The organism is Streptomyces sp. NPDC006332 (assembly GCF_040612855.1).
In the GTDB taxonomy this organism is placed as follows: domain Bacteria; phylum Actinomycetota; class Actinomycetes; order Streptomycetales; family Streptomycetaceae; genus Streptomyces.
In genome coordinates this window covers 22,852-45,273 of the sequence record NZ_JBEXRA010000019.1, presented here as the reverse complement: position 1 = coordinate 45,273, position 22,422 = coordinate 22,852, and the positions used below count along the sequence as shown (strand labels likewise).

Genomic DNA, 22,422 nt, shown 5'->3' with positions numbered 1-22,422 from the left:
ACGAGGCACCTACGACATGGGCCACCGCAGCCGCGCGCGGGCCACGTCGAACGGGTAGACCAGGCGGTAGCTTCCCTTCTGGACCTGCTCCACGACGCCTCGGGCTCCGATGTTCTGACGGTTGTCGTCGAACCTCACGCCGTCCCACGGCATGATCGTGTCCCGCCCCGGGACGTCGAGGTTCACCAAGGCGGAACGGATGTCCGCGGGGGAGGGGGAAGCCGCCTCGTCGACCGCCTGGGCCAGAGTCATCACCGCCGTGAACGCGCGCGCGGCGTCGTCGTTCATCGGGCGGTGGTACGTCGTCCGGTAGAGCTCGGCGACGGCCCGGGCCGCGGGATTGCGCGCGGCCAGATCCGCGGACCAGGCGAACCGACTGCACACTCCTTCCGCATCGTCCCCCTCGCGCTTGACGAAGTCCGGGTCGGCGTAGCCCGCTCCGAAGGCCATGAGCGCAGGCGGCTCGTACGAGGCGGCGCGGAAGTCCTCGCTCAGTGCGAGCGCTTGTGGCGTGTACAGCAGTGTCAGGACGACATCGGGATCCGAAGCCCTCACCTCTCCCACGGCCCTCGAAAGGTCGCTGGCCTTGGCACCGACCCCGACATCGGCCACGACATCGCCGTCGATCTGGGAGGCGAAGCGCTTGATCATGGACAGTCCGTCGTTGCCGTACTGGTCGTCCATGTGTACGACAGCGATGCGTCGTACGGCGGTGCCTTCGCTCTGGCGCTCCTTGAGCAGCGAGAACACCACCCGGCCATAGCTCAGTTCGGAGGGGCCCGTGCGGAAGAACCAGTCCAGGCCCCGCTCGGTCAGCGACGCCGCCGAGGATCCGCCGTTGACGAAGGGGACCTTCAGCTCGTCGGCCCGCGCACTGGCCGCTTGGGTGACCGCCGATTCGTACCCCCCGGCCACGGCCACCGCGCCCTGGTCGCTCACCAGGCGCCGCACCTGTCCGGCGGCGGTCGTGCCGGAAGCGGCGGTGTCGGCGGGCAGCAGCCTGATCCTCGGGTGGTTCGCCCGGGGAAGCCCTTCTCCCGGGCCGAGCGGCAGCGGGACGGATGTCAGATCCTCGTTGACGATCTTCACCGCCAGTTCGGCACCTCGTCGGGTGTCGGCGCCCACGGTCGCCGAGGGGCCGGACAGCGGGGCCAGGAACCCGATGGTCACGATGGCCGGGGTCCTCGCCACGGGCTCCCCCGTGCAGGCGGAGGTGAGCAGCAGGGCCGAACAGAGAACGGCGACCGTGCTGACAGCGGGTCTCGGCATCACGGTTGTCCTTCTGCGGTGAACGGTACGGATGGCGGTCTGTGGTGGGTGTCGGTGTGCAGTCCGTCGGAGAAACGGCGGTGGACCAGCCAGTCCTGCGCCGAGCCGAACGCGGGCTCCCCGGGGGAGGACTGCGACAAGAGGGCTTGAACAGGGTCCTCGGCCGCTGTCGGCCCGAACGCGACGGCGGAGGGATCCTCCAGCCTGGCCAGCAGATGTCCGGGCAACCGCACCAGAGCGGTCGTCCCCTGCCGGGGCGAGGGAACGAGGGTGACCGAGACACCGTGCTTGGACGCGAGGCGGCTGACCACGAACAGGCCCATGCTCTGGCCTGCCCCGGGATCGAAGGCGCGTACCGACGCCAGCCGGTGGTTCGTGGCCGCCATGTCCGCGGCGGTCATCCCCACCCCCTCGTCCACGATGCTGATCACCAGGTCGGCCGCACGGTCGTGCGTCACGCCGCACGTCACGGCGACGGTGGAGTGGGGGCCGGAGAAATGTGTGGCGTTCTCCATCAGCTCCGCGAGGAGGTGCACCAGGTCGGTCACGGCGTCACCCGCGACGTCCGCCTCGACAGCGGGCCGGCAGACGACGCGGGTGTACTGCTCCACCTCGGCGCTCGCGGCGAGCAGGACCTCCGACAGAGGCATCGGGCGGTCCCATCCGCGTCCGGCGTCAGAACCCGCGAGCACCAGCAGGCTCTCGTCGGTACGCAGCATCTGCGTGGCCAGGTGGTCCAGCCGGAACAGCCGCGCCAGACGGTCGGGGTCCCCCTCGTCCTGTTCGAGGTCCCCGATCTCGGTGAGCAGCTTGCCCACCAGGTGCTGGTTGCGACGGGACAGGTGCACGAACATCCCGTTGATGTGCGAGCGGAGCGCGGCCTGGTCGGTGGCCAGCCGTACGGCTGCGCTCTGCACGGCGTCGAATGCCTCGGCGACCTCGCCGATCTCGTCCTCGGACACCACCAGGGTGGGCGTGGCCCGGAAGTCGCCGAGGTCGTCGGCGTCCGCCTGCCGCAGTCGTTCGAGCGCCTCGGGCAGACGGTGGTGCGCGACGTCGAGTGCGGAGGCGCGCAGTGTCTGCAAGGGACGCGTCATCGACCGCACCACCGCGGTGACCACCCATCCGGTGGCCAGGAACATGGCCAGCATGCCTGCCGCACCCCACCACGCGAACGACAGCCGTGAGGCGTGCGACGCGTCGCTGACGGTGATCAGTTCGTCCAGGATCCGGGACTCGACCGTGCGCATCAGTTCGATCTTGCGGCCGGAGACCTTCTCCCACCGGGACGGCTCGATGCTGATCCGACTGGCCTGAGCCTGCTCGGCAGCCCGCTCCTGGATGGCCTGGGCGGTGCTGACCGAGGTCCCCTTGACCGAGTCGGCGTACAAGGTGCGCTGCGGCTGGCTGGTCGTGGCCAGGAAGTCGTCCACGGACTCCTGCTGACGAGCGACCGCGCCGGCGTAGTCCGGGAACTGGCCGACGAGGAACGTCCCGTCGGTCAGGACGGCGTTGAGCTCCGCCCGGACCCGGCTGGTGTTCTCCACGGCGATGGACAGGGCGTTCAGAGCCCGCGCCCGTTGTGCGGACGCGCCACCACCGTTGTGCTCGACGAGGACCGGGCCGAGGTCCATCAGTCTGCTGAGCATGACCGTGTAGCCGGAAACGGTCGCGCCCTGTGTCAGCCCGGCCTCGTCCACCGCCGTACGCAGCTCGCCAAGGGTGCGCAACTCCTCCGACGCCCTGCGCAACGCCGTCCGCAGGAGCGGATCACCGGAGGTGTCGACGGCGCCCGCCGCCTCGCGGTAGGCGACGGAAGCGGTGTCTGCCGCGGTGCGCCGCTCGCCGAGGTCGCCGTGGGAACCCTTGCGCCGTCCGGCGACGAACGCGGCCGTGGCATCACGCTCGTCCTGAAGAGCGTGGACCAGGCCGAGGGCAGGGCGCTGGAGACGGGCCAGGGCGGCGAACCGTCTGTAGTCGCCGGCGTCGCCTATGGTCCGGGAAAGGCTCACGGTCGCGAGGACGCAGGCGAGGAGACCGGGGACCAGGACGACGGCGGTGAGTTTGTTGCGTACTCGCCAGTTCTTGGGCCGGGCGAGGCGGCGCACTGCTTGCGGATCGGGCCGGCGCCGAGGACGAGGTCTCGTGCGGCGGGTCCGGCCGGCTCTCGGGAGCAAGGGATGAAGCCTCTCCTGTGCGCGGCGGCGCCCCGGGGGTCACGATTCACCAACTGTGACCCCCGGGGCGCCGCGCAAGACGATGCGCACCTGTGGCGGGGCGCCTCAGGTGAGTTCGGTGCCGCGGGTCTCCGGCAGTCCCAGGAGGGCGACCAGGGCGACGGCGTAGCCGATCACCCCGTAGATCAGGGCGTGGCCGACGCCCGCGCTGCCCGCGGTGAAGCCGACCGCGGTGGGGAAGAAGGCGCCGATGGCGCGGCCGACGTTGTACGTGAAGCTCTGGCCGGTGCCCCGGACCGCGCCCGGGTACAGCTCGGCCAGGAAGGCGCCGAACCCGGAGAAGATGGCGGAGGCACAGAAGCCCAGCGGGAAGCCGAGGAACAGCAGCGTCGTGTTGGCGCCCTGCGGGATGTTGATGTACGTCAGCAGCAGGGCGGCGCTGAGCACCGCGAAGAGGGCGAAGGTCTTCTTGCGGCCGAGCGCGTCGGTGATGTAGCCGGCGGCGAGGTAACCCAGGAAGGCGCCGCTGATCAGCATGAAGAGGTAGCCGCCGGTGCCGACCACGGTGAGACCGCGTTCGGTCTTGAGGTAGGTGGGCAGCCAGGTGGCGATGGTGTAGTAGCCGCCCTGCACACCGGTGGCGAGGATCGTCGCGAACAGCGTCTTGCGGGCGAGGCTGCCCTGGAAGATCGATGACAGCGGGACGCGCGGCTCCTTGCTCGCCAGTCGCTCGGTCACCTCGGGGGCGTCCTTGATGTTGCGGCGCACGTACACCAGCAGCAGCGCGGGCAGGGCGCCCGTCCAGAACATCACCCGCCAGCTGATGGAGGGGTCGAGGTTGTCCATCACGACCGTCGACACGATCACGGCGAGGCCCCAGCCGACCGCCCAGGAACTCTGGATGAACGCCAGCACCTTGCCGCGGTAGCGGGACTTGGCGTACTCGGCCACCAGGACGGCACCGGCCGCCCATTCACCGCCGAAACCCAGGCCCTGGAAAGCCCGGGACACCAGCAGCATCGGGTAGTTGACGGCGAAGCCGCACAGCACGGTGAAGAACGCGTAGGTCGCCACCGTGATCATGAGCGTCTTCACTCGGCCGACGCGGTCGATCAGCAGGCCCGCCACGATGCCGCCGAGTGCGGACACCAGCAGCGTGACCGTGGTCAGCAGGCCGGTCTGCGCCGTGGTGAGGCTGAAGTAGGCCGCCATGGCCACCATGCTGAGCGGGAGCACCTGGAAGTCGTAGGCGTCGAGGGCGTACCCGCCGAACGCTCCCTTGAAGGCGCGGCGCCCCTGCGGGGAGAACGACCGGTACCAGGCGAAGCGGCCGGTCGCGTCCTCGGCGACGGCTGGGGGACTGGTGGGCGTGGTTGTCATGGAGACCTCACGGGAGGAGGGAAGGGGAGCGGAGGCGGCTGGTGAGGGGGCGGTCCATCCCGTGTCTCCAGCCTCTTCGGGAAACCGGCCATGCCCGTCGGCCGGTCTCGACGTGGGAACAACCTAGGGATTGTTCAACGATCCTTCAAGGGGAAGGTGGCCGTTTTCTGCCTGGAGTTTCCCTCCGGATATGCCGGATGCGCCGGATGTGCCGGTCAGAGGCCCGCCGGACATCTCGACCCACACCACGAAGCCGTGCGGCAGGTGCCAGGCACCCCACCGCGAGGACAGCGCCTCGACCAGCGGCAGGCCACGGCCGCCACAGGCCAGGCTGTCTTCGCGTGCGCGCGCTGCGGGAGCACCGCCCCAGCCCCGCCCGTGGTCGCCGACCTCGAGGCGCACCACATCGGCGGCGCCGTCGCCCGGTACGCGCCGCAACGCGTGCCAGACGGGGCCCGCCCCATGGCAGACCGCGTTCGTGACGAGCTCGGACACGATCAGCGTCGCGTCGTCGGCCACCTGGGGCAAGCCCCAGTCATCCAGCTGGGTCGCGACCTGCCGACGGGCCGCTCGGGCGGATTCGGCGACCGCCGGAAGGGTCCACGTCGCACGATCCGCGGTGTTGGCACCCACGGCGACCGCTGTCGCCGGAGGTGAAGGGAAGGGAGACATCTTTTGCCTCGCGGGGAGTAGGCGCGACCCGGGCCGCTCGGAACGGTGAGTGGCCGCGCGGTACTCCGCCCCTCAGGAGCTCGGGGCGGAGGAGCGAGCCGAAGGGCGCCGACCGAACCGGGAGCGGGGAGACATCCCCAGCCGTGTCGCGGCCTTTGCCCACCATCAGAGGATCGTTCAACAATCCTCACAAATTGATACTCCCGGCCGCGGACTCCGTCAACCCCTTGGTGGGGAGAAGTCGACTTCGCCACCCGAGGGGAGGGTTGCGGACGCCGCGGACGCACGATTCGACGCTCAGCCGTTGAAGGATTGTTCAACAATCTCTAGGCTCTGCACGGCACTCTCTCGAGGACTCCCAAGGACTCTCAAGGACGGGAACACCCGGATGACCGTTGTGGACACCGAAGTCAGCAGGGCCCGTGAGCGGGTCGAGTCGCTGCTCGACGAAGGATCCTTCGTCGAGTTGGACGCCGTGGCCCGCCGCCCCGACAGCGTCGTCACCGGGTACGGCACGGTCGACGGCCGGCCGGTCGCCGTCTACTCGCAGGACGCGACCGCCTTCCGTGCCGTCCATGGTGAGGTCTCCGCCGCGAAGATCGCCAAAGCGATGGACTTCGCCCTGAAGACCGGCTGCCCGCTCATCTCCATCCAGGGCTCCGGCGTCGACGGAGGTGTCGTGGGCGTCCAGGGGGAGATCTTCCGCCGCGCCGTACTCGCCTCCGGAGTCATCCCCCAGATCGCCCTGGTCGTGGGGCGTGCGGACGGCGCGGTGCACCCCCCGGCCGTCAGCGACTTCGTGGTGACGAGCGATCATGCCTCGTACCTGTTCGTGAACGGGCCCGAGGCCGTCGGGGCCGTCACCGGAGAGCGCGTCGGGCCGGAGGAACTCGGCGGCGCCAGGACCTTGAACGCCGTGTCCGGCATCGCGCACCACATGGCGCACGACCAGCAGGACGCCATCGAGTACGTCAGGGCACTGCTGTCCTACCTCCCCTCCAACAACCTGGAGGATCCACCGGCCGATCCCGCGAGCCATGCGGACGCTTTCGAGGAGGAACTGCGGCCGGAGCTGAACTCGATCGTTCCCGACACGGCCAACCAGCCGTACGACATGCTCCAGGTCGTCGAAAGCGCCCTGGACGAAGACGAGTTCCTGGAGACGCAGCCGCTCTTCGCCCCCAACGTCATCACCGGACTCGGACGTGTCGAGGGCCACCCCGTCGGCGTCGTCGCCAACCAGCCGCTGCGTCACGGCGGTTGCCTGGACATCGACGCCTGCGAGAAGGCGGCCCGCTTCATCCGCACCTGCGACGCCTTCAACGTTCCGGTCGTGACCTTCGTCGACGTCCCCGGCTTCCGCCCCGGCGCCGACCAGGAGTTGAACGGCGTCGTTCGGCGCGGCGCCAAGCTGGCCTACGCCTACGCCGAAGCCACCGTGCCACTGGTCACCGTCATCACCAACAAGGCCCGCGGCGGCGCCCACGACGTCATGGGCTCCAAGCATCTCGGCGCCGACCTCAACCTCGCTTGGCCGACCGCCCGCATCGCCGTGCCCGGACCACGGCACGCGCCCGAAGGCATCTTCCTCGACCCCGACTCCGCGTGTGAGCACGGCTGTGTGGACGCCGTGATCACCCCGTCCGAGACCAGGCAGCACATCGTCCGAGGGCTGCGAGCCCTGCGTACCAAGCGCGAGACGCAGCCCGGCAGGAAGCACGGCAACGTCCCCCTCTAGGAGCTCACCCATGTCCCAGCCCCTCGTCACGGTTCTGCGCGGTCGACCCACCGCCGAAGAGCTGGCCGCCGTCATCGCCGTGTTCCAGGCCCGGGCCGCAGCCGCGCCGCTCCCCGTCCAGTCACTCCCCGTCGAGCCGCCCGCCAGGCACAGGCCGTCCGGCTGGAACGACCGTGCCTCGGCCATAGAAGCGCGCCGGCTGCCCAGGATGTCCCGGTATCTTTCTCCGGAATGAATTCCTCCAGAAAGCAGCGTTCAAAAAAAGCCAATTCCCGTACGAATCAAGGCTTGTTACGATCAGGCGCTTTCGCGGCGAGGTACTCGCGCGCCGCATCATCCGTGTCCGACCAGCACAGGAGATTACGCATGCGTATGCGCCGCAAGCTTGCCGCGCTCGGAGTCACCGCTGCCGCCACCGCGGGCCTTGTACTCGGTACGGCCCCGCAGTCCCAGGCCTCTGCATCGCTCACGTGTCCCGACTCCGAGACCTACTGCATGGTCTTCTACTACAACAGCGGTACGTCGGGCTCGAGAACCGTGTTCCGGGGCTTCGACCACTACAGCCTGAACGGCTACACCTTCCTGGGTGCGGGGGCCGGAAAGGGCCAGGCCGTCAAGAACAACGCCGCCTCCGCGGGCAACCTGGCGCCGTACAACCTGGTCATCTACTACAACAGCAACCTCGCGGGCGCCTGCGACTCCATCCCGGCCTTCAAGAGCACCGACAACGGCCCCGGTGGTCGCCTCCAGAAGACCTACAACAACAACGCGTCCTTCGGGTACGGCCGTTACGACGGCGACTGCTACAAGTTCTGATCCGCGTGCGACGCCTGGCACCCGTCTGCCTGGCCCTGGCCGCCGCCCTGCTCGGCTGCTCCTCCGGGAGCGGTTCGGACGAGGGCGGCCGCCCGGCCGGCGCGGCCAAGACCCCCACCACGTCCGGCAGTTCGACGGAACGGCTGGTCACCTACTCCAACCGCCTGCCGATGGCCCGGTACAGCTACACGGTCGCCGAGAACACCGCGATCGAGTCGGCCCAGCACGTCCTGACGCGGCGCTGCCTGAAGACGTACGGCATCGCGTACGAGCCGCCCAAGCAGCCCTCGGACACCACCCGGCCCGCCGACCGCCGCTACGGACTGTCGAGCGCGAGCGAGGCGGCACGCTTTGGCTACCATCCGAACCGCGACGCCGCCCAACTGCCCGAAGGGCCCCGCCTTTCGAAGGACGACCTCACGGTGTTCTACGGCAATCGAGGCGCACCGCAGGGCAGCGGCGAAAAACTCACGTACAAGGGGAAAGACGTACCGGACGACGGCTGCTTCGGCCAGTCGGTCTCCAAGCTCTCCGAGGAATACGACGATCCGGCCGGCGCGGCGGTCGCCAGCCGCATCGCCAACGGGAGCTACCAGGATTCCCTCTCGGACCCGGCGGTGAAGGAGGGATTCCGGAAATGGTCCGCATGTATGCGGAGTTCCGGATTCCGATATGCGTCGCCGATGGAACCGTTGAACAACTCCGCGTTCCAGGGCGACACGATCTCCGAGAAAGAGAAGGAGACCGCCTCCGCGGATGTGCGGTGCAAGGAGAAGACCGACCTGCTCGACATCTGGTTCAAGGCCGAGTCCGAAATCCAGAAGACCGACATCGAAAAGAACACCGCGGCTCTGCGGAAGCTGCTGACGGCCCACCACAAGAAGGCGCAGGCCGCGAGCCGCATCGTCGCGAAGGGGTAGCGGGCGGTCCAGCTGCCTCGACCATCTGTGTGCGCACCTCGCCCCCAGTAGACCCAGTCGCGGTAGACATCAGTCGCAGTAGACATCCCGCCGAGGCCGCTCACCCGTCGCCAGGAACCGCGAGACCGTCGCGTCGCCGCACGCGTTGCCGTTGGCGAGGTAGGCGTCGTGGCCGGTGGAGTTCACGGTGACCATGACGGCACGGTCGCCGAGGGCGCGACGGAGCTTGAGGGCACCGGCGAGCGGGGTGTTCACGTCGCGTTCGTTCTGCACGAGCAGGATGTTGGAGGGGCCGCGGTCGGTGATCCGTACCGGCGCCTCCTTCGGCGCGAACGGCCAGGCGGCGCAGGGCATCGCGTTGCGGGGCATGCCGGCGGTCAGTGGGTACGCCGCCCGGCTCTCGTCGACGCCCTTCTGGTAGTCGGCCTCGGAGGTGGGCCACGCGACGTCGTTGCAGAGGACCGCGGTGCCGACCGCGGTGACGTTCTGCAGCACGGCCTCCGGCGGCCCGGAGGGCAAGGCCGGCGTCTGTCCCGCGCGGGCGGCAAGGATCATCCGCGCGAGGACCGGGTAGGCGTCGGGGTCGGCGAGGCTGGTCAGCATCGTCTGGCGCAGCACGTTGCCGTTCAGCTCCGCGGGGTTGGCGCCGGGCCACGGGATCGGCGTGCGGTCCAGCCGGGCGGCGAGGCTCAGGAACAGAGGCCGCACCTCGGCCGCCGTACGGGCCACACGGTCCTTGTTGCCGGGCGTCGACGCCCACGCGGCGAACTCCGGGAAGTTGTCCTCGACGCCGACCTCCAACGCGGCCAGCCAGCCACGCCCCACCTTCGTGGGGTCGGGGTTGTCGTTGCTGTCCAGCACCACGCGGTCGGTGCGGTCCGGGAAGAGCCGACCGTAGACGGATGCGACGTACGTCCCGTACGACACCCCCCACGCGGAGATCCTGCGCTCGCCGAGCGCCGCCCGGAGGCGGTCGAGGTCGCGGGCCTCGTTGGCCGTGCTGAGGTGCCGGATCAGCTCGCCGCCGTTGCGGGCGCAGGCGTCGGCCATGCGCCGCGCCGTGTTCATGCTCTCGGTGACGGAGCCGTCGCGCGCGGGCCAGGGGCGCTGGGACGTCATGGAGAGGTCGCCGCGGTCGAGGCCGCAGCTGACGGACGTGGAGGGGGCGAGCCCGCGCGGCGCGAACCCGATCAGGTCGTAGGTGTCCCGCACGTCCTGCGGTAACTTCTGCCCCTTCCCCGAGGGGGCGTTGACGCTGGTCCCGCCGGGCCCGCCCGGTATCAGCAGCAGAGCGCCCCGCCGGGCCCCCGGCTTCTCGCTGGGGATCCGGGAGACGGCCATGTCGATCTGCGTCCCGTCCGGGTCGGAGTAGTCCATCGGCACCTTGAGGGTGGCGCACTCCTGACGGGGGTCGAGATCGGCGCCCGCGCACGTCGTCCACCGGAGGGAGGGGGCGGTGGAGGCGGCGGCGGACGTGGTCAGCGGGGCGGTGAGACCGAGGAGGACGGCGGAGGCGGCGACCAGGGCCGCATTTCTCTTGATCTGCGTCATGCCGACCAGCCTCGCGGAGGTTCGCCGCCCGTCCCATCCGGCCAACTGCCCCGTCGTTGCGGGGGTTTGCCCCAGGCCCACCTGGGGCCGGCGATGAGGGCGACGGGAAACAGCCGGCGTAGGCGAGAATGGGTCCATGAGTCTGTTCCGCGACGACGGCATCGTGCTGCGCACCCAGAAGCTGGGTGAGGCGGACCGGATCATCACCCTGCTCACGCGCGGTCACGGACGGGTACGGGCGGTGGCCCGGGGGGTCCGCAGGACCAAGTCGAAGTTCGGGGCGCGGCTGGAGCCCTTCTCCCATGTCGACGTGCAGTTCTTCGCGCGGGGCAGCGAGCTGATCGGGCGCGGGCTGCCCCTGTGCACCCAGAGCGAGACCATCGCGCCGTACGGCGGCGGGATCGTCGCCGACTACACGCGGTACACCGCCGGGACGGCCATGCTGGAGACCGCCGAGCGGTTCACCGACCACGAGGGCGAGCCGGCGGTGCAGCAGTACCTGCTGCTGGTCGGGGCGCTGCGGACACTCGCCCGCGGCGAGCACGCCCCGCACCTGGTCCTGGACGCGTTCCTGCTGCGCTCGCTCGCCGTCAACGGGTACGCGCCCACCTTCAGCGACTGCGCGAAGTGCGGCATGCCCGGGCCGAACCGGTTCTTCTCGGTCGCGTCCGGAGGGTCGGTCTGCGTGGACTGCCGGGTGCCCGGGAGCGTCGTACCGTCGCCGCAGACCCTGGAACTCCTCGGGGCGCTGCTTACGGGAGACTGGGAGACCGCGGACGCGTGCGAGCCGCGGCACGTGCGGGAGGGGAGCGGGCTGGTGTCCGCCTACCTGCACTGGCATCTGGAGCGCGGACTGCGCTCGCTGCGGTACGTGGAAAAGTGAGCGCCGAAAGCAAGAGGGACAAGAGGGAGACGAGAAGCACATGGCCGTACGCGGGATCCTGGGGCGCCAGCGCCGCGAGTACAAGACGCCTCAGCCGCACCCGTCCGGAGCCCGCCCGCCGAAGCTCCCGGGTGAGCTGGTCGCGAAGCATGTGGCGATCGTCATGGACGGCAACGGACGCTGGGCGAAGGAACGCGGACTGCCGCGCACCGAGGGCCACAAGGTCGGCGCCGAGCGGGTGCTGGACGTGCTGCAGGGCGCGATCGAGATGGGCGTCGGGAGTATCTCGCTGTACGCCTTCTCCACGGAGAACTGGAAGCGCTCGCCCGACGAGGTGCGCTTCCTGATGAACTTCAACCGGGACTTCATCCGCAAGACCCGGGACCAGCTCGACGAACTCGGGATCCGGGTGCGCTGGGTGGGGCGGATGCCCCGGCTGTGGAAGTCCGTCGCCAAGGAGCTCCAGGTCGCCCAGGAGCAGACCAAGGACAACGACAAGCTGACCTTGTACTTCTGCATGAACTACGGCGGCCGGGCCGAGCTCGCGGACGCCATGCAGGCCATCGCGGAGGACGTGAAGGCCGGGCGGCTCGACCCGGCGAAGGTCTCCGAGAAGACCATCCAGAAGTACCTGTACTACCCGGACATGCCGGACGTGGACCTGTTCCTGCGGCCCAGCGGTGAGCAGCGCACCTCCAACTACCTTCTCTGGCAGAGCGCTTACGCCGAGATGGTCTTCCAGAACGTGCTGTGGCCGGACTTCGACCGGCGGGACCTGTGGCGGGCGTGCGTGGAGTTCGCCTCCCGTGACCGGCGCTTCGGCGGGGCCATCCCGAACGAGGAGCTGCTGGCCATGGAGGCGGACATGAAGGGGCGCGTCGAGGGGCAGGCAGAGGCGCAGGTCGAGGGGCACGTCGAAGGTCGCTGATCACAGGCAGTACGATCCCGCCTCATGGTCATGGACATGGGGCGGGACGCCGCGCAGGAAGTGGTCGAGCTGGAGTACCGGCCGACCACGGAGGACTACGCGGCGGCGCTGTGGGAGCGGCGCCGGTTCAGCCGCGCGGGCCGGAGGATCTGGTGGCTGATCGGTCTTCTGGTGGTCCTTGCGGGGCTGAACGCCGCGCTCGGGCTGGCCGACGGAGACGTCGACCTCTTTCTCCTGATCTGGCCGTTGCTCAGCGCGCTCCTCCTGCTTCTGGCGCCGCGGTTGCAGGCCCGCCAGGTGATGCGCGTCGCCGCTCGCAACGGCCTCTACCGGGCGGCCGTGTCGGACGCCGGGGTGACGGTGACCACCGACAACGCCTCGTCGACGATCAACTGGGCGGCGCAGCCCCGCTACCGGGAGATCCGCGACGCCTTCGTCGTCTTCAGCGCCGACAAGAACGCGACCTGCTTCACCGTGCTCCCCAAGCGCGGTCTGCGGGAGTCCGCCGACGTGGACAGGCTTCGGACCCTGCTCGACCGTAACCTGACCCGCGCCTGAGACCTGTCCTGCAGCCGGCTACTTCCGCGCCGCGCACTCCGCGCACGTGCCGAAGATCTCCACCGTGTGGGCCACGTTCACGAAGCCGTGTTCCGCCGCGATGGCGTCCGCCCACTTCTCCACCGCCGGGCCCTCGACCTCGACGGCCTTGCCGCAGACCCGGCAGACCAGGTGGTGGTGGTGTTCGCCGGTCGAGCAGCGGCGGTAGACGGACTCGCCGTCGGAGGTGCGCAGGACGTCGACCTCGCCGGCGTCGGCGAGGGACTGGAGCGTGCGGTAGACCGTGGTCAGCCCGACGGAGTCGCCCTTGTGCTTGAGCATGTCGTGGAGGTCCTGCGCACTGCGGAACTCCTCGACCTCGTCGAGCGCCGCCGCCACGGCGGCCCGCTGCCGGGTCGCGCGGCCCTTCACTGGCGGTCCAGCGGTCGTCACCGGTTGCCTCCTCACGTCTGCACCTGCCGGGCCATTGTGCCAGCCCGGCCTGTCAGCGGTCAGACGCCGACCCTCCCGCCGGGCTCCCGGCTGGCCGGAATCACGCACTCCGCCGGGTCCCCGGCAGGCTGCCGGGCGGCGAGGGCCCGCGCGCGGCGCCGGGCCAGCGGGGTCGCCAGCACGGTCAGCGCGATGAACGCCCCGATGGTCAGCAGCACGATCGTCGCGCCGGGCGGTACGTCCTGGTAGTACGAGGTGACGGTGCCGCCGATGGTGACGCTCACGCCGATGGCGACGGCGACCGCGAAGGTCGCCGCGAAGCTGCGGGTGAGCTGCTGGGCCGCCGCCACCGGCACCACCATCAGCGCCGACACCAGCAGCAGGCCCACGACCCGCATGGCGACCGTCACCGTGACCGCCGCGGTGATCGCCGTCAGCAGGTTCAGCGCGCGCACCGGAAGACCGGTGACCCGCGCGAACTCCTCGTCCTGGCTGACCGCGAACAGCTGGCGGCGCAGGCCCACCGTGATCAGGAGCACGAACGCCGCGAGCCAGCAGATCGCGGTCACGTCCGCCGGGCTCACCGTCGACAGGGAGCCGAACAGGTACGACATCAGGTTGGCGTTGGAGCCGCCCGGCGCGAGGTTGGTGAACATGACGCCGGCGGCCATACCGCCGTAGAAGAGCATGGCGAGGGCGATGTCACCGCGGGTCTTGCCGTACCAGCGGATCAGCTCCATCACCACGGTGCCGAGGACGGAGACCGCCATCGCCATCCACACCGGGGAGGTGGACAGCAGGAAGCCGAGGCCGACGCCGGTCATGGCGACGTGGCCGATGCCGTCGCCCATGAGGGCCTGGCGGCGCTGGACGAGGTAGATGCCGACCGCGGGGGCGGTGACGCCGACCAGGACGGCGGCGAGCAGGGCCCGCTGCATGAAGGCGTAGTTCAGGAGGTCCATCAGCTCAGCAGTCCCGTCCGGATCGGTTCGGCGTCGTGAGCCGCGTGCGGGTGTACGTGGTCGTGGCCGGGCAGGGCGTGCTGGCCGAGGGCCTGCGGGGGCGGGCCGTCGTGCGTCACGCAGCCGTCGCGCAGGACGACGGCCCGGTCGATCAGGGGCTCCAGGGGGCCCAGCTCGTGGAGGACCAGCAGCACGGTCGTACCGGACTCCACCTGGTCGCGCAGTGTCCGGGCGAGGACCTCCTGGCTGGCCAGGTCCACGCCCGCCATCGGCTCGTCCATGATCAGCAGTTCGGGTTCGGCGGCGAGGGCGCGGGCGATCAGCACCCGCTGGTGCTGACCACCGGACAGGGCGTTGACGGAGTCCTTGGCGTGGTCGGCCATGCCGACCAGGTCCAGGGCCCGGCGTACGGCCTCGTGGTCGGCCTTGCGCAGCACGCCGAAGCGGGTCCGGGACAGCCGGCCGGAGGAGACGATCTCGGTGACCGTGGCGGGCACACCGCCCGCGGCGGTGGTGCGCTGCGGTACGTAGCCGACGCGCGCCCAGTCCCGGAAGCCGCGGCGCGGGGTGCCGAACAGCCTGATCTCGCCGCCGGTGAGCGGAACCTGGCCGATGACGGTACGGATCGCGGTCGACTTGCCGGAACCGTTGGCGCCGAGCAGCGCGACCACCTCACCGCGCTCCACGGTGAGGTCGATGCCGCGCAGGACGGGGCGCGAGCCCAGCTCGGCACGGACGCCGCGCAGGGACACGACGGGCTCGCTCACGAGGTCCTCCGTAGGGGTCATCGGGCGCCCAGTGCGGTCCGTAGCGCCTTGAGGTTGGACTCCATGACCTGGAAGTAGTCGTCGCCCTTCGACTTGGACGTGATGCCCTCGATCGGGTCGAGGACATCGGTCCTGAGGTGCGAGTCGGCGGCGATGGTCTTCGCGGTCTTGTCGCTGACGAGCGTCTCGTAGAAGACGGTGGAGACGCCGTCGGCCTTCGCCATCTTCTCAAGGTTCTTCACGCGGTTGGCGCTGGGCTCCGACTCGGGGTCGAGGCCGCTGATGGCCTCCTCGGTCAGGCCGTAGCGCTCGGCGAGGTAGCCGAAGGCGGCGTGCGTGGTGATGAAGACCTTGGTCCTCGTGTTCGTCAGGCCGTCCTTGAACTGGGTGTTCAGGGCGTTCAGCTTCTTGACCAGGGCGGCGGTGTTCTTCTTGTAGTCGGCCGCGTGGTCCGGGTCGGCCTTCTCGAAGGCCTTGCCGACGCCCGTGGCGACCTGGGCGTAGCGCACCGGGTCGAGCCAGATGTGGGGGTCGAGGCCGGCCAGTTCCTCGTCGGCGTGGTCGTCGTGCTCGGCCGCGTGGCCGCCGACCTCGTTGCCGTGTTTCTCCAGGGTGGTGAGGGAGGCCGCGTCGATCTTGGTCTTGATCTCGGACTGCGCCACCGCGTCGTCGACGGCGGGCTGGAGGTTCTTGAGGTAGAGCACCGCGTCGGACTCCTGGAGCTGCGCGGTCTGCTTGGCGCTGATCTCCAGGTCGTGCGGCTCCTGGCCGGGCTCGGTGAGGTCGGTGATGTGCACATGGTCCCCGCCGATCTCCTGGGCGAGGAACGCCAACGGGTAGAACGACGCGACGACGTCGAACTTGTCCGTGTTGCCCGCGGCGGCGCTGTCGGTGGAGCAGGCGGAGAGGGTGCCGAGACCCAGCGCGGTGACAGCGGTCACGGCGGCCGTGGATATGAGACGACGTCGTACGTTCATGACAGTCATTTTCAACTAACCTGGAAATGATTGTCAACAAGCCGGCCGGAAGGAAGCTGTCGGTGGCCGGAGCACGGACCGATTTGATTGGAGGGGAGCTGTCGCCGGTAACCTGAAGCATTCGCCGAGAAGCAATGCTCCGAAGCACGTTCTGAAGCATCTCGCTTTGTCGCCCGTCGTCGTAATGAAGAGAGCACCGTGGCCGCCGACAAGATCGACACCATCGTCAGCCTGAGCAAGCGCCGTGGCTTCGTATTCCCCTGCAGTGAGATCTACGGCGGACAGCGCGCCGCCTGGGACTACGGGCCGCTGGGTGTCGAGCTCAAGGAGAACCTCAAGCGCCAGTGGTGGCGCTACATGGTGACCTCGCGCGAGGACGTCGTCGGTATCGACTCGTCCGTGATCCTGGCCCCCGAGGTCTGGCAGGCGTCCGGTCACGTCGCCACCTTCACGGACCCGCTCACCGAGTGCACCTCCTGTCACAAGCGGTTCCGCGCGGACCACCTGGAGGAGGCCTACGAGGCCAAGCACAACCGCCCGCCGGAGAACGGCCTCGCGGACGTGAACTGCCCCAACTGCGGCAACAAGGGCCAGTTCACCGAGCCCAAGCAGTTCTCGGGTCTGCTCTCCACCCACCTCGGCCCCACGCAGGACAGCGGCTCCGTCGCCTACCTGCGTCCCGAGACCGCGCAGGGCATCTTCACCAACTTCGCCCAGGTGCAGACCACGTCGCGCCGCAAGCCGCCGTTCGGCATCGCGCAGATGGGCAAGTCCTTCCGCAACGAGATCACGCCCGGCAACTTCATCTTCCGCACCCGCGAGTTCGAGCAGATGGAGATGGAGTTCTTCGTCAAGCCGGGCGAGGACGAGACGTGGCAGGAGTACTGGATGGAGCAGCGCTGGAACTGGTACACCGGCCTGGGCCTGCGCGAGGAGAACATGCGGTGGTTCGAGCACCCCAAGGAGAAGCTCTCCCACTACTCCAAGCGCACCGCCGACATCGAGTACCGCTTCCAGTTCGGCGGCAACGAGTGGGGTGAGCTGGAGGGCGTGGCCAACCGCACCGACTACGACCTCGGCGCCCACTCCAAGGCCTCCGGCCAGGACCTGTCCTACTTCGACCAGGAGGCCGGCGAGCGCTGGACGCCGTACGTCATCGAGCCCGCGGCCGGTGTCGGCCGCGCGATGCTGGCGTTCCTGCTCGACGCGTACATCGAGGACGAGGCGCCCAACGCCAAGGGCAAGCTGGAGAAGCGCACGGTGCTGCGCCTCGACCCGAGGCTGTCCCCGGTGAAGGTCGCGGTGCTGCCGCTGTCCCGCAACCCGGAGCTGTCCCCGAAGGCCAAGGGCCTCGCCCAGGCGCTGCGGCAGAACTGGAACATCGACTTCGACGACGCCGGCGCCATCGGCCGCCGCTACCGCCGCCAGGACGAGATCGGCACGCCGTTCTGCGTGACCGTCGACTTCGACACCCTGGACGACAACGCGGTCACCGTCCGCGAGCGTGACTCGATGAAGCAGGAGCGGGTGTCGCTGGACCAGATCGAGGGCTACCTGGCGGCCCGCCTGATCGGCTGCTAGGAACCTCGACTGCTTGATTGGCCCTTGATACGGGTGCCGTGGTGGACCTGTATCAAGGGCCGACGCACGTCCAGGGTGAACGCATGAGCATCGCGTTCCTGCTGACCACCCTTGTCGTCGTCGTGACGCCCGGTACCGGGCTCCTCTACACCCTGGCCGCCGGCCTCTCCCGCGGCCGCCGCGCGAGTGCCGTCGCGGCCTTCGGCTGCACCCTGGCGATCGTGCCGCACGTACTGGCCACGGTCACCGGCCTCGCGGCCGTACTGCACGCGAGCACGACCGCGTTCCAGGTCCTGAAGTACGCCGGTGTGGTGTACCTGCTGTACATGGCGTGGGCCATGCTGCGCGACAAGCGCGCGATCGACCTCGACCAGAGCGCCGAGCCGTCCGGCACCCGCGACGTGATCGTCCGGGCGGTACTGATCAACGTCCTCAACCCCAAGGTGACGATCTTCTTCCTCGCCTTCCTGCCGCAGTTCGTCAGCGCCGACGAGCCGTACGCCATGGGCCGGATGCTGATGCTGGGCGGGGTGTTCATGCTGGTGACGTTCGTCGTGTTCGTCGCGTTGGGGTTGCTCGCGGCGTCCGTGCGCCGTCATGTGATCTCCCGCCCGCGCGTGATGACCTGGCTGCGTCGGAGCTTCGCGGGGTCCTTCGTGGTGCTGGGGGCGAGGCTGGCGTACGGCGGCTGACCGGGTCCTGTCCGGCGTCCGCGGCATGATCCGCCGGACAGGCCCTAACCTGCCGCGGCCCGCCAGAAGTCCCGCATCAGGTCCGTCGGGGTCGGGCTCCGCATGCCCAACTGGGTGAGCAGGATGGTGACCGTGCGGGTGGTCGGGACGATGTGGGCCGTGGTCCCGGTGCCGCCGACCCAGCCGTAGCGGCCGGCAACGTTCCAGGGGGCGACCGGAGCGACGTCGACCGAGCCGCCGTAGCCCCAGCCCTGGTCCTCCATGAAGAGGGCGCCGATCTCCCGTTGCCGCGCGGTGAGGTGGTTGGTGGTCATGCGGCTCACCGAGGTGGCGGACAGGAGCCGGCGCCCGTTCGCCGTGCCGCCGGCGAGCAGCATCCGGGCGAAGGCCAGCCAGTCGTCGGCCGTGCCGACCAGGCCCCCTTGGCCGGACGGGAACGTCGGCATCGTGCTCCACCCACCGTCCGGGGCGTCCAGGAGCTCCGGAACGCCGGTCGCGTCGACGCCGTAGTAGCTCGTGAAGCGGCCCCGTTTCGCAGCCGGCACCTCGAACGCCGTGTCCTCCATGCCGAGCGGCTCGAAGATCCGTTCCGCCAGGAACTCCGGGAGCGAGCGCCCCGACGCACGGGCGACCAGGATGCCCTGCAGGTCGGAGGAGGTGCCGTACAGCCACGCCTCGCCCGGCTGGTACAGCAGCGGCAGCCGGGCCAGTTCGGCCAGCCAGGTGTCCGGATCCGGGTAGGCGCTCAGGTCGCGACCGTCCCGCTGCACGTCGAACAGCGCATGGACCGCGGGCAGCGAGAAGTCGGACGGGAAGCCCCAGCCGGTGCGAGAGCTGAGCAGGTCCTCGACCGTGATCGGGCGGGCCGCGGGAACCACGTCGTCCACGGGGGCGTCCGGGGTCCGCACCACGACCGGCTTGGACAGCTCCGGCAGCCACTCCTCGACCGGGTCGTCGATCCCGAACAGCCCGTCCTCCACCAGCATCAGCACCGCCGCCGCCGTGATCGGCTTGGTGATCGAGGCGATCCGGAAGATCGAGTCCTGGGCCATCGGGGCGGTGCCCTCGACGTCCACGCCACCGACGGCCACCACCTCGACGTCGTCACCGCGCGCCACCATCGCGACGGCGCCCGGTACCGCTCCGTCGTCCACGTGCCGTCGCAGGGTGTCGTACAGCTCGCTCATGGCTGGGCCTTCCGGTTCGGGCGATCGTCGTACATACGACCTCCCTCGCGGCGAAAAGTCATCGGCGCGGACCCCGGAGATGGACGGAGGCGGCCCGGGATGTCAGGTCGCCGCCGGATCCACGGTCGCCTGGTGGACCTCCGCGAGATGCTCCTGTGCCTTCAACCAGGGCAGGAACTGCGCCGACTGCCGCCAGCCGCAGGTGTCACAGCTGATCGTGCGCTGAACTCCCGCACGCCGCACCCGCACGACGTGTTCGCGCCCGTGCAGGTCCCAGCGGCTCACCTTGCTCGTGTTGCTCTCCAGCATGCCGCCTCCAGAGGCCGGGCCCCGTGACTCGGTTGACGCAGCAAGGAGTGTGCAGCAAGACCAACATCAACGGGAGATCCTTCACATGGGCTTCGCCAACCCGTGTTCTGAACCGCGGCCTCCGGTCCTCAGGCGATCGTCCTCGGCAGGCGCAGGCTCAGCAGACCGGTCAGCGCGATCGCCGCCAGCTGCACGAGAAGCGTGACGACCAGGGCGTCGCGCATGCCCAGGCCCGGGACGAGGGAGAGGAACAGTGTGCCGAGGGTGGCGACGCCGAGCGCCAGCGCGGACTGCTGGGCGGTGGTCATCACGCCGCTCCCGACGCCGGCCCGAGCGGGCGGCACCTCGGACAGCACGATCCGGAAGAGCACCGGGAGTTGCAGGGCCTGACCCACGCCCGCGATCGCGCCGCCCGGCAGCAGGGCCACCAGGCCGAGGTCCGGCCAGGAACGCCAGGCGGCCAGCGCGATCAGGCCCACGCCCACTGCCTGGAGCAGAGCGCCCGCGGTCACCACCCGGGTGCCGTACCGGGCGATGAGACGTGGTCCGGCGATCGAGGTGAACAGGAACGTCACCGCCAAGGGGGCCAGGGCCAGTCCCGCCCGCACGGGGCTGAGGCCCGCGCCCTGTTGCAGGGCCACCGCGATGACGAACATGAAGCCGCTGAACCCGACGGAGAACGGCAGGATCATCACAAGACCGCGCCGCAGCGACACCAGCGCGAACAGACTCGGCGGCACCAGCGGCGTACGGCCCAGCCGGTCAGCCCTGCGCTCCACCGCGTAGAAGGCCGCCGCCACGAACGGGAACGCCGTCAGCGACAGCCACGTCCACAGCGGCCAGCCCGCCGCCCGGCCCTCGGTCAGCGGAGCCAGCAACGTGAGGAGAGCGGCGGCCAGCAGGACCGTGCCCGGGACGTCCACCGGCTCCGGACGCCGCGCCCGGGTCTCCGGGACCGTGCGGGCCGCCAGGACCAGGCCGACGAGGACGACCGGCACGTTCACCAGGAACACCGCCCGCCAGCCGCCGCCCGCGCCGAACAGGAACGACAACGGCGTCGCCGCCACCAGGACGCCGCCCAGGATCTGGCCGAGCACCATGGACAGGCCCGCCGTGGCCCCGTACAGGCCCATCGCCTTGGCGCGGCGGGCGCCCACGGTGGCCGCCTGGATGGTGGCGAGCACCTGCGGCAGCATCGCGGCCGACGCCGCGCCCTGGGCGATCCGGGCCACCACCAGGGTCCAGGCGGTGGGCGCGAGCCCGCAGGCAAGGGAGGTCAGGCCGAAGGCGGCCATGCCGCCGAGGAAGAACCGCCGCCGCCCGAACAGGTCGCCGAGACGGCCCCCGAGGACGAGCAGGACGGCGTACGCGACGCCGTACCCGGAGACCACGAGTTCGAGGACCGACTCGCCCGCCGAGAGGTCCGCGGCGATCGTGGGCAGGGCGACGTTGACGATGAAGAAGTCGATGAGGGGCAGTGCCGCTGCCAGCAGCACGGTGAAGAGTCCGAGTCCGCCGAGCGCGGGTGGTGCCACGGAGGAGGAGCGGACCTGGTGCGAAGGGATGGTTTCGGTCACGCTCCTCAGCCTGCGACCGCTCCGAAACAGGTACCAGAGTCTCCTTATCCTGGTAGCAGAACCACCTGGAAACAGGGTCCGGGGAGGTGCAGTCTGGTGGACATGACGACCACGGCCCAGGAGACGGCGCTCCAACTCCCGCGCGGTACCGCCGTGTCGGAGATCCGGCGGCACGAACTCGCCGCGTTCCTGCGCCACCGCCGCGAGCACATCGCGCCCGAGCGGGTCGGCCTGCCCCGTGGCAGCCGACGCCGTACCCCGGGTCTGCGCCGCGAGGAGGTCGCCCACCTCTCCGCGGTCGGCGTCACCTGGTACACCTGGCTCGAACAGGCCCGGGACATCCAGGTCTCCGTCCAGGTCCTGGACGCGCTCGCCCGCACCCTGCTGCTCGACCCCAGCGAACGCGCCCACCTCTTCCAGCTCGCCGGAGCCGTGGACCCGACGCCGGCCACCGTCTGCTCCCCGGTGACCCCCGCGCAGCGGGCGATCCTGGAGCAGTTGGAGCCGGTGGCAGCCTGTGTGCAGAACAGCCGGTACGACATCCTCGCCTACAACCGCACCTACGGGCTGCTGCTGTGCGATCTCGACGCGGTGCCGGCGGAGGACCGCAACTGCATGATCCTCTGCTACACCAACGCGGACTGGCGCTCCTCCATCGTGCACCTGGAGCAGACCCAGCGGCTGATGGCGGCCCGGTTCCGTGCGGCGATGGCCGGGCACCTCGCCGAGCCCGCCTGGAAGATGCTGCTGAAGCGGCTGAGCACGGAGTCCCCGGACTTCCGCGAGGCCTGGGAGCGGCACGAGGTCGGCACCCACCGGGTGAGGCGCAAGGAGTTCCTCAACCGCTACGTCGGCCGCGTCGCCGTCGATCACACCGACCTGTGGCTGGGGCCGGAGTCAGGCCCGCGCATGGTGACGTACGTGCCTTCGGACGAGGAGTCACGGCGACGACTGGAGCGGCTGCACACGATCGCGCTGGAACGGGAACGGGAAGGGCAGCGGGAGCCGGAGGGCGAGGCCGTCGCGCCTCGCGGCTGACTTTCGAG

22 protein-coding genes are annotated in these 22,422 nt (G+C 70.0%); 10 read left to right on the top strand and 12 right to left on the bottom strand.

The window, feature by feature from the left end; translation table 11 throughout:
- Positions 1-9 precede the first annotated feature (9 nt).
- The 4 genes from ABZ027_RS18930 to ABZ027_RS18915 all read right to left on the bottom strand — a co-directional run bounded on the left by ABZ027_RS18930 (position 10) and on the right by ABZ027_RS18915 (position 5,459).
- Entirely contained in the window at positions 10-1,269 is a 1,260-nt protein-coding gene (locus tag ABZ027_RS18930) for an ABC transporter substrate-binding protein (protein WP_356769644.1), read from the bottom strand.
- Positions 1,269-3,377 carry a sensor histidine kinase gene (locus ABZ027_RS18925; protein ID WP_356769642.1) on the bottom strand — a complete coding sequence of 703 codons (2,109 nt, stop codon included), beginning with the start codon at positions 3,375-3,377 and terminating at the stop codon, positions 1,269-1,271. Before ABZ027_RS18925 ends, ABZ027_RS18930 begins: the two co-directional genes overlap by 1 nt.
- Positions 3,378-3,551: 174 nt before the next feature.
- Positions 3,552-4,826, bottom strand: coding sequence for an MFS transporter (locus ABZ027_RS18920; RefSeq protein WP_356769640.1), 1,275 nt, complete (start codon positions 4,824-4,826; stop codon positions 3,552-3,554).
- Between the two features lie 123 nt (positions 4,827-4,949).
- On the bottom strand, positions 4,950-5,459 hold the full coding sequence (locus ABZ027_RS18915; RefSeq protein ID WP_356769638.1) for an ATP-binding protein: 510 nt from the start codon (positions 5,457-5,459) through the stop codon (positions 4,950-4,952).
- 427 nt (positions 5,460-5,886) lie between these two features.
- Here ABZ027_RS18915 and ABZ027_RS18910 point away from each other — a divergent pair, with 427 nt between their 5' ends.
- From ABZ027_RS18910 to ABZ027_RS18895, 4 genes are all read left to right on the top strand, one after another.
- Positions 5,887-7,236, top strand: a complete 1,350-nt coding sequence (locus tag ABZ027_RS18910; RefSeq protein ID WP_356769636.1) for a carboxyl transferase domain-containing protein — start codon at positions 5,887-5,889, stop codon at positions 7,234-7,236.
- A 10-nt stretch (positions 7,237-7,246) separates the two neighbouring features.
- Positions 7,247-7,471 carry an acyl-CoA carboxylase subunit epsilon gene (locus ABZ027_RS18905; RefSeq protein ID WP_356769634.1) on the top strand — a complete coding sequence of 75 codons (225 nt, stop codon included), beginning with the start codon at positions 7,247-7,249 and terminating at the stop codon, positions 7,469-7,471.
- A 131-nt stretch (positions 7,472-7,602) separates the two neighbouring features.
- Positions 7,603-8,052, top strand: a complete 450-nt coding sequence (locus tag ABZ027_RS18900; protein WP_356769632.1) for a hypothetical protein — start codon at positions 7,603-7,605, stop codon at positions 8,050-8,052.
- 5 nt (positions 8,053-8,057) lie between these two features.
- The gene (locus ABZ027_RS18895) at positions 8,058-8,972 is read left to right on the top strand and encodes a hypothetical protein (RefSeq protein WP_356769631.1); all 915 of its coding nucleotides are present in this window, start codon (positions 8,058-8,060) and stop codon (positions 8,970-8,972) included.
- A 69-nt stretch (positions 8,973-9,041) separates the two neighbouring features.
- Here the strand turns inward: ABZ027_RS18895 and ABZ027_RS18890 are convergent, their stop codons facing one another.
- The gene (locus ABZ027_RS18890; RefSeq protein WP_356769629.1) at positions 9,042-10,523 is read right to left on the bottom strand and encodes an alpha/beta hydrolase; all 1,482 of its coding nucleotides are present in this window, start codon (positions 10,521-10,523) and stop codon (positions 9,042-9,044) included.
- Between the two features lie 136 nt (positions 10,524-10,659).
- On the opposite strand from ABZ027_RS18890, the gene recO reads away from it, so the two are divergent.
- From recO to ABZ027_RS18875, 3 genes are read left to right on the top strand one after another with little or no spacing between them, the layout of a single operon-like run.
- Positions 10,660-11,406 carry a DNA repair protein RecO gene (gene recO / locus ABZ027_RS18885; RefSeq protein WP_356769627.1) on the top strand — a complete coding sequence of 249 codons (747 nt, stop codon included), beginning with the start codon at positions 10,660-10,662 and terminating at the stop codon, positions 11,404-11,406.
- 40 nt (positions 11,407-11,446) lie between these two features.
- On the top strand, positions 11,447-12,334 hold the full coding sequence (locus ABZ027_RS18880) for an isoprenyl transferase (protein ID WP_356769625.1): 888 nt from the start codon (positions 11,447-11,449) through the stop codon (positions 12,332-12,334).
- Positions 12,335-12,358: 24 nt separating this feature from the next.
- Positions 12,359-12,892, top strand: a complete 534-nt coding sequence (locus ABZ027_RS18875) for a YcxB family protein (protein ID WP_356769623.1) — start codon at positions 12,359-12,361, stop codon at positions 12,890-12,892.
- A gap of 18 nt (positions 12,893-12,910) precedes the next feature.
- On the opposite strand, the gene ABZ027_RS18870 is transcribed toward ABZ027_RS18875, so the two are convergent.
- Genes ABZ027_RS18870 through ABZ027_RS18855 form a run of 4 tightly spaced genes read right to left on the bottom strand, consistent with a single transcriptional unit; the run spans position 12,911 to position 16,030 of the window.
- Positions 12,911-13,324, bottom strand: coding sequence for a transcriptional repressor (locus tag ABZ027_RS18870; RefSeq protein ID WP_356769621.1), 414 nt, complete (start codon positions 13,322-13,324; stop codon positions 12,911-12,913).
- Positions 13,325-13,383: 59 nt separating this feature from the next.
- On the bottom strand, positions 13,384-14,286 hold the full coding sequence (locus ABZ027_RS18865; protein ID WP_356769619.1) for a metal ABC transporter permease: 903 nt from the start codon (positions 14,284-14,286) through the stop codon (positions 13,384-13,386).
- A complete protein-coding gene (locus ABZ027_RS18860; protein WP_356769617.1) occupies positions 14,286-15,074 on the bottom strand; it encodes a metal ABC transporter ATP-binding protein in 789 nt (262 codons plus the stop codon). The genes ABZ027_RS18865 and ABZ027_RS18860 overlap by 1 nt, the downstream gene beginning before the upstream one ends.
- Complete coding sequence (locus tag ABZ027_RS18855; protein ID WP_356769615.1) at positions 15,071-16,030, bottom strand: metal ABC transporter substrate-binding protein; 960 nt, start codon at positions 16,028-16,030, stop codon at positions 15,071-15,073. Before ABZ027_RS18855 ends, ABZ027_RS18860 begins: the two co-directional genes overlap by 4 nt.
- 198 nt (positions 16,031-16,228) lie before the next feature.
- Between ABZ027_RS18855 and ABZ027_RS18850 the strand changes: the two genes are divergently transcribed.
- A complete protein-coding gene (locus ABZ027_RS18850; protein WP_356769613.1) occupies positions 16,229-17,611 on the top strand; it encodes a glycine--tRNA ligase in 1,383 nt (460 codons plus the stop codon).
- A gap of 83 nt (positions 17,612-17,694) precedes the next feature.
- A complete protein-coding gene (locus tag ABZ027_RS18845) occupies positions 17,695-18,303 on the top strand; it encodes a LysE family translocator (RefSeq protein WP_356769611.1) in 609 nt (202 codons plus the stop codon).
- A 44-nt stretch (positions 18,304-18,347) separates the two neighbouring features.
- Here the strand turns inward: ABZ027_RS18845 and ABZ027_RS18840 are convergent, their stop codons facing one another.
- From ABZ027_RS18840 to ABZ027_RS18830, 3 genes are all read right to left on the bottom strand, one after another.
- On the bottom strand, positions 18,348-19,490 hold the full coding sequence (locus ABZ027_RS18840) for a serine hydrolase domain-containing protein (protein WP_356769609.1): 1,143 nt from the start codon (positions 19,488-19,490) through the stop codon (positions 18,348-18,350).
- Between the two features lie 102 nt (positions 19,491-19,592).
- Positions 19,593-19,799: a hypothetical protein gene (locus ABZ027_RS18835; protein WP_356769607.1), complete on the bottom strand. Its 207-nt coding sequence runs from the start codon at positions 19,797-19,799 to the stop codon at positions 19,593-19,595.
- Positions 19,800-19,927: 128 nt separating this feature from the next.
- Positions 19,928-21,376, bottom strand: coding sequence for an MFS transporter (locus ABZ027_RS18830; protein ID WP_356769606.1), 1,449 nt, complete (start codon positions 21,374-21,376; stop codon positions 19,928-19,930).
- 102 nt (positions 21,377-21,478) lie between these two features.
- Here ABZ027_RS18830 and ABZ027_RS18825 point away from each other — a divergent pair, with 102 nt between their 5' ends.
- Positions 21,479-22,414 (top strand): helix-turn-helix transcriptional regulator, encoded by a 936-nt coding sequence (locus ABZ027_RS18825; protein WP_356769604.1) that lies wholly within the window; start codon positions 21,479-21,481, stop codon positions 22,412-22,414.
- The last annotated feature ends 8 nt before the right edge of the window (positions 22,415-22,422 follow it).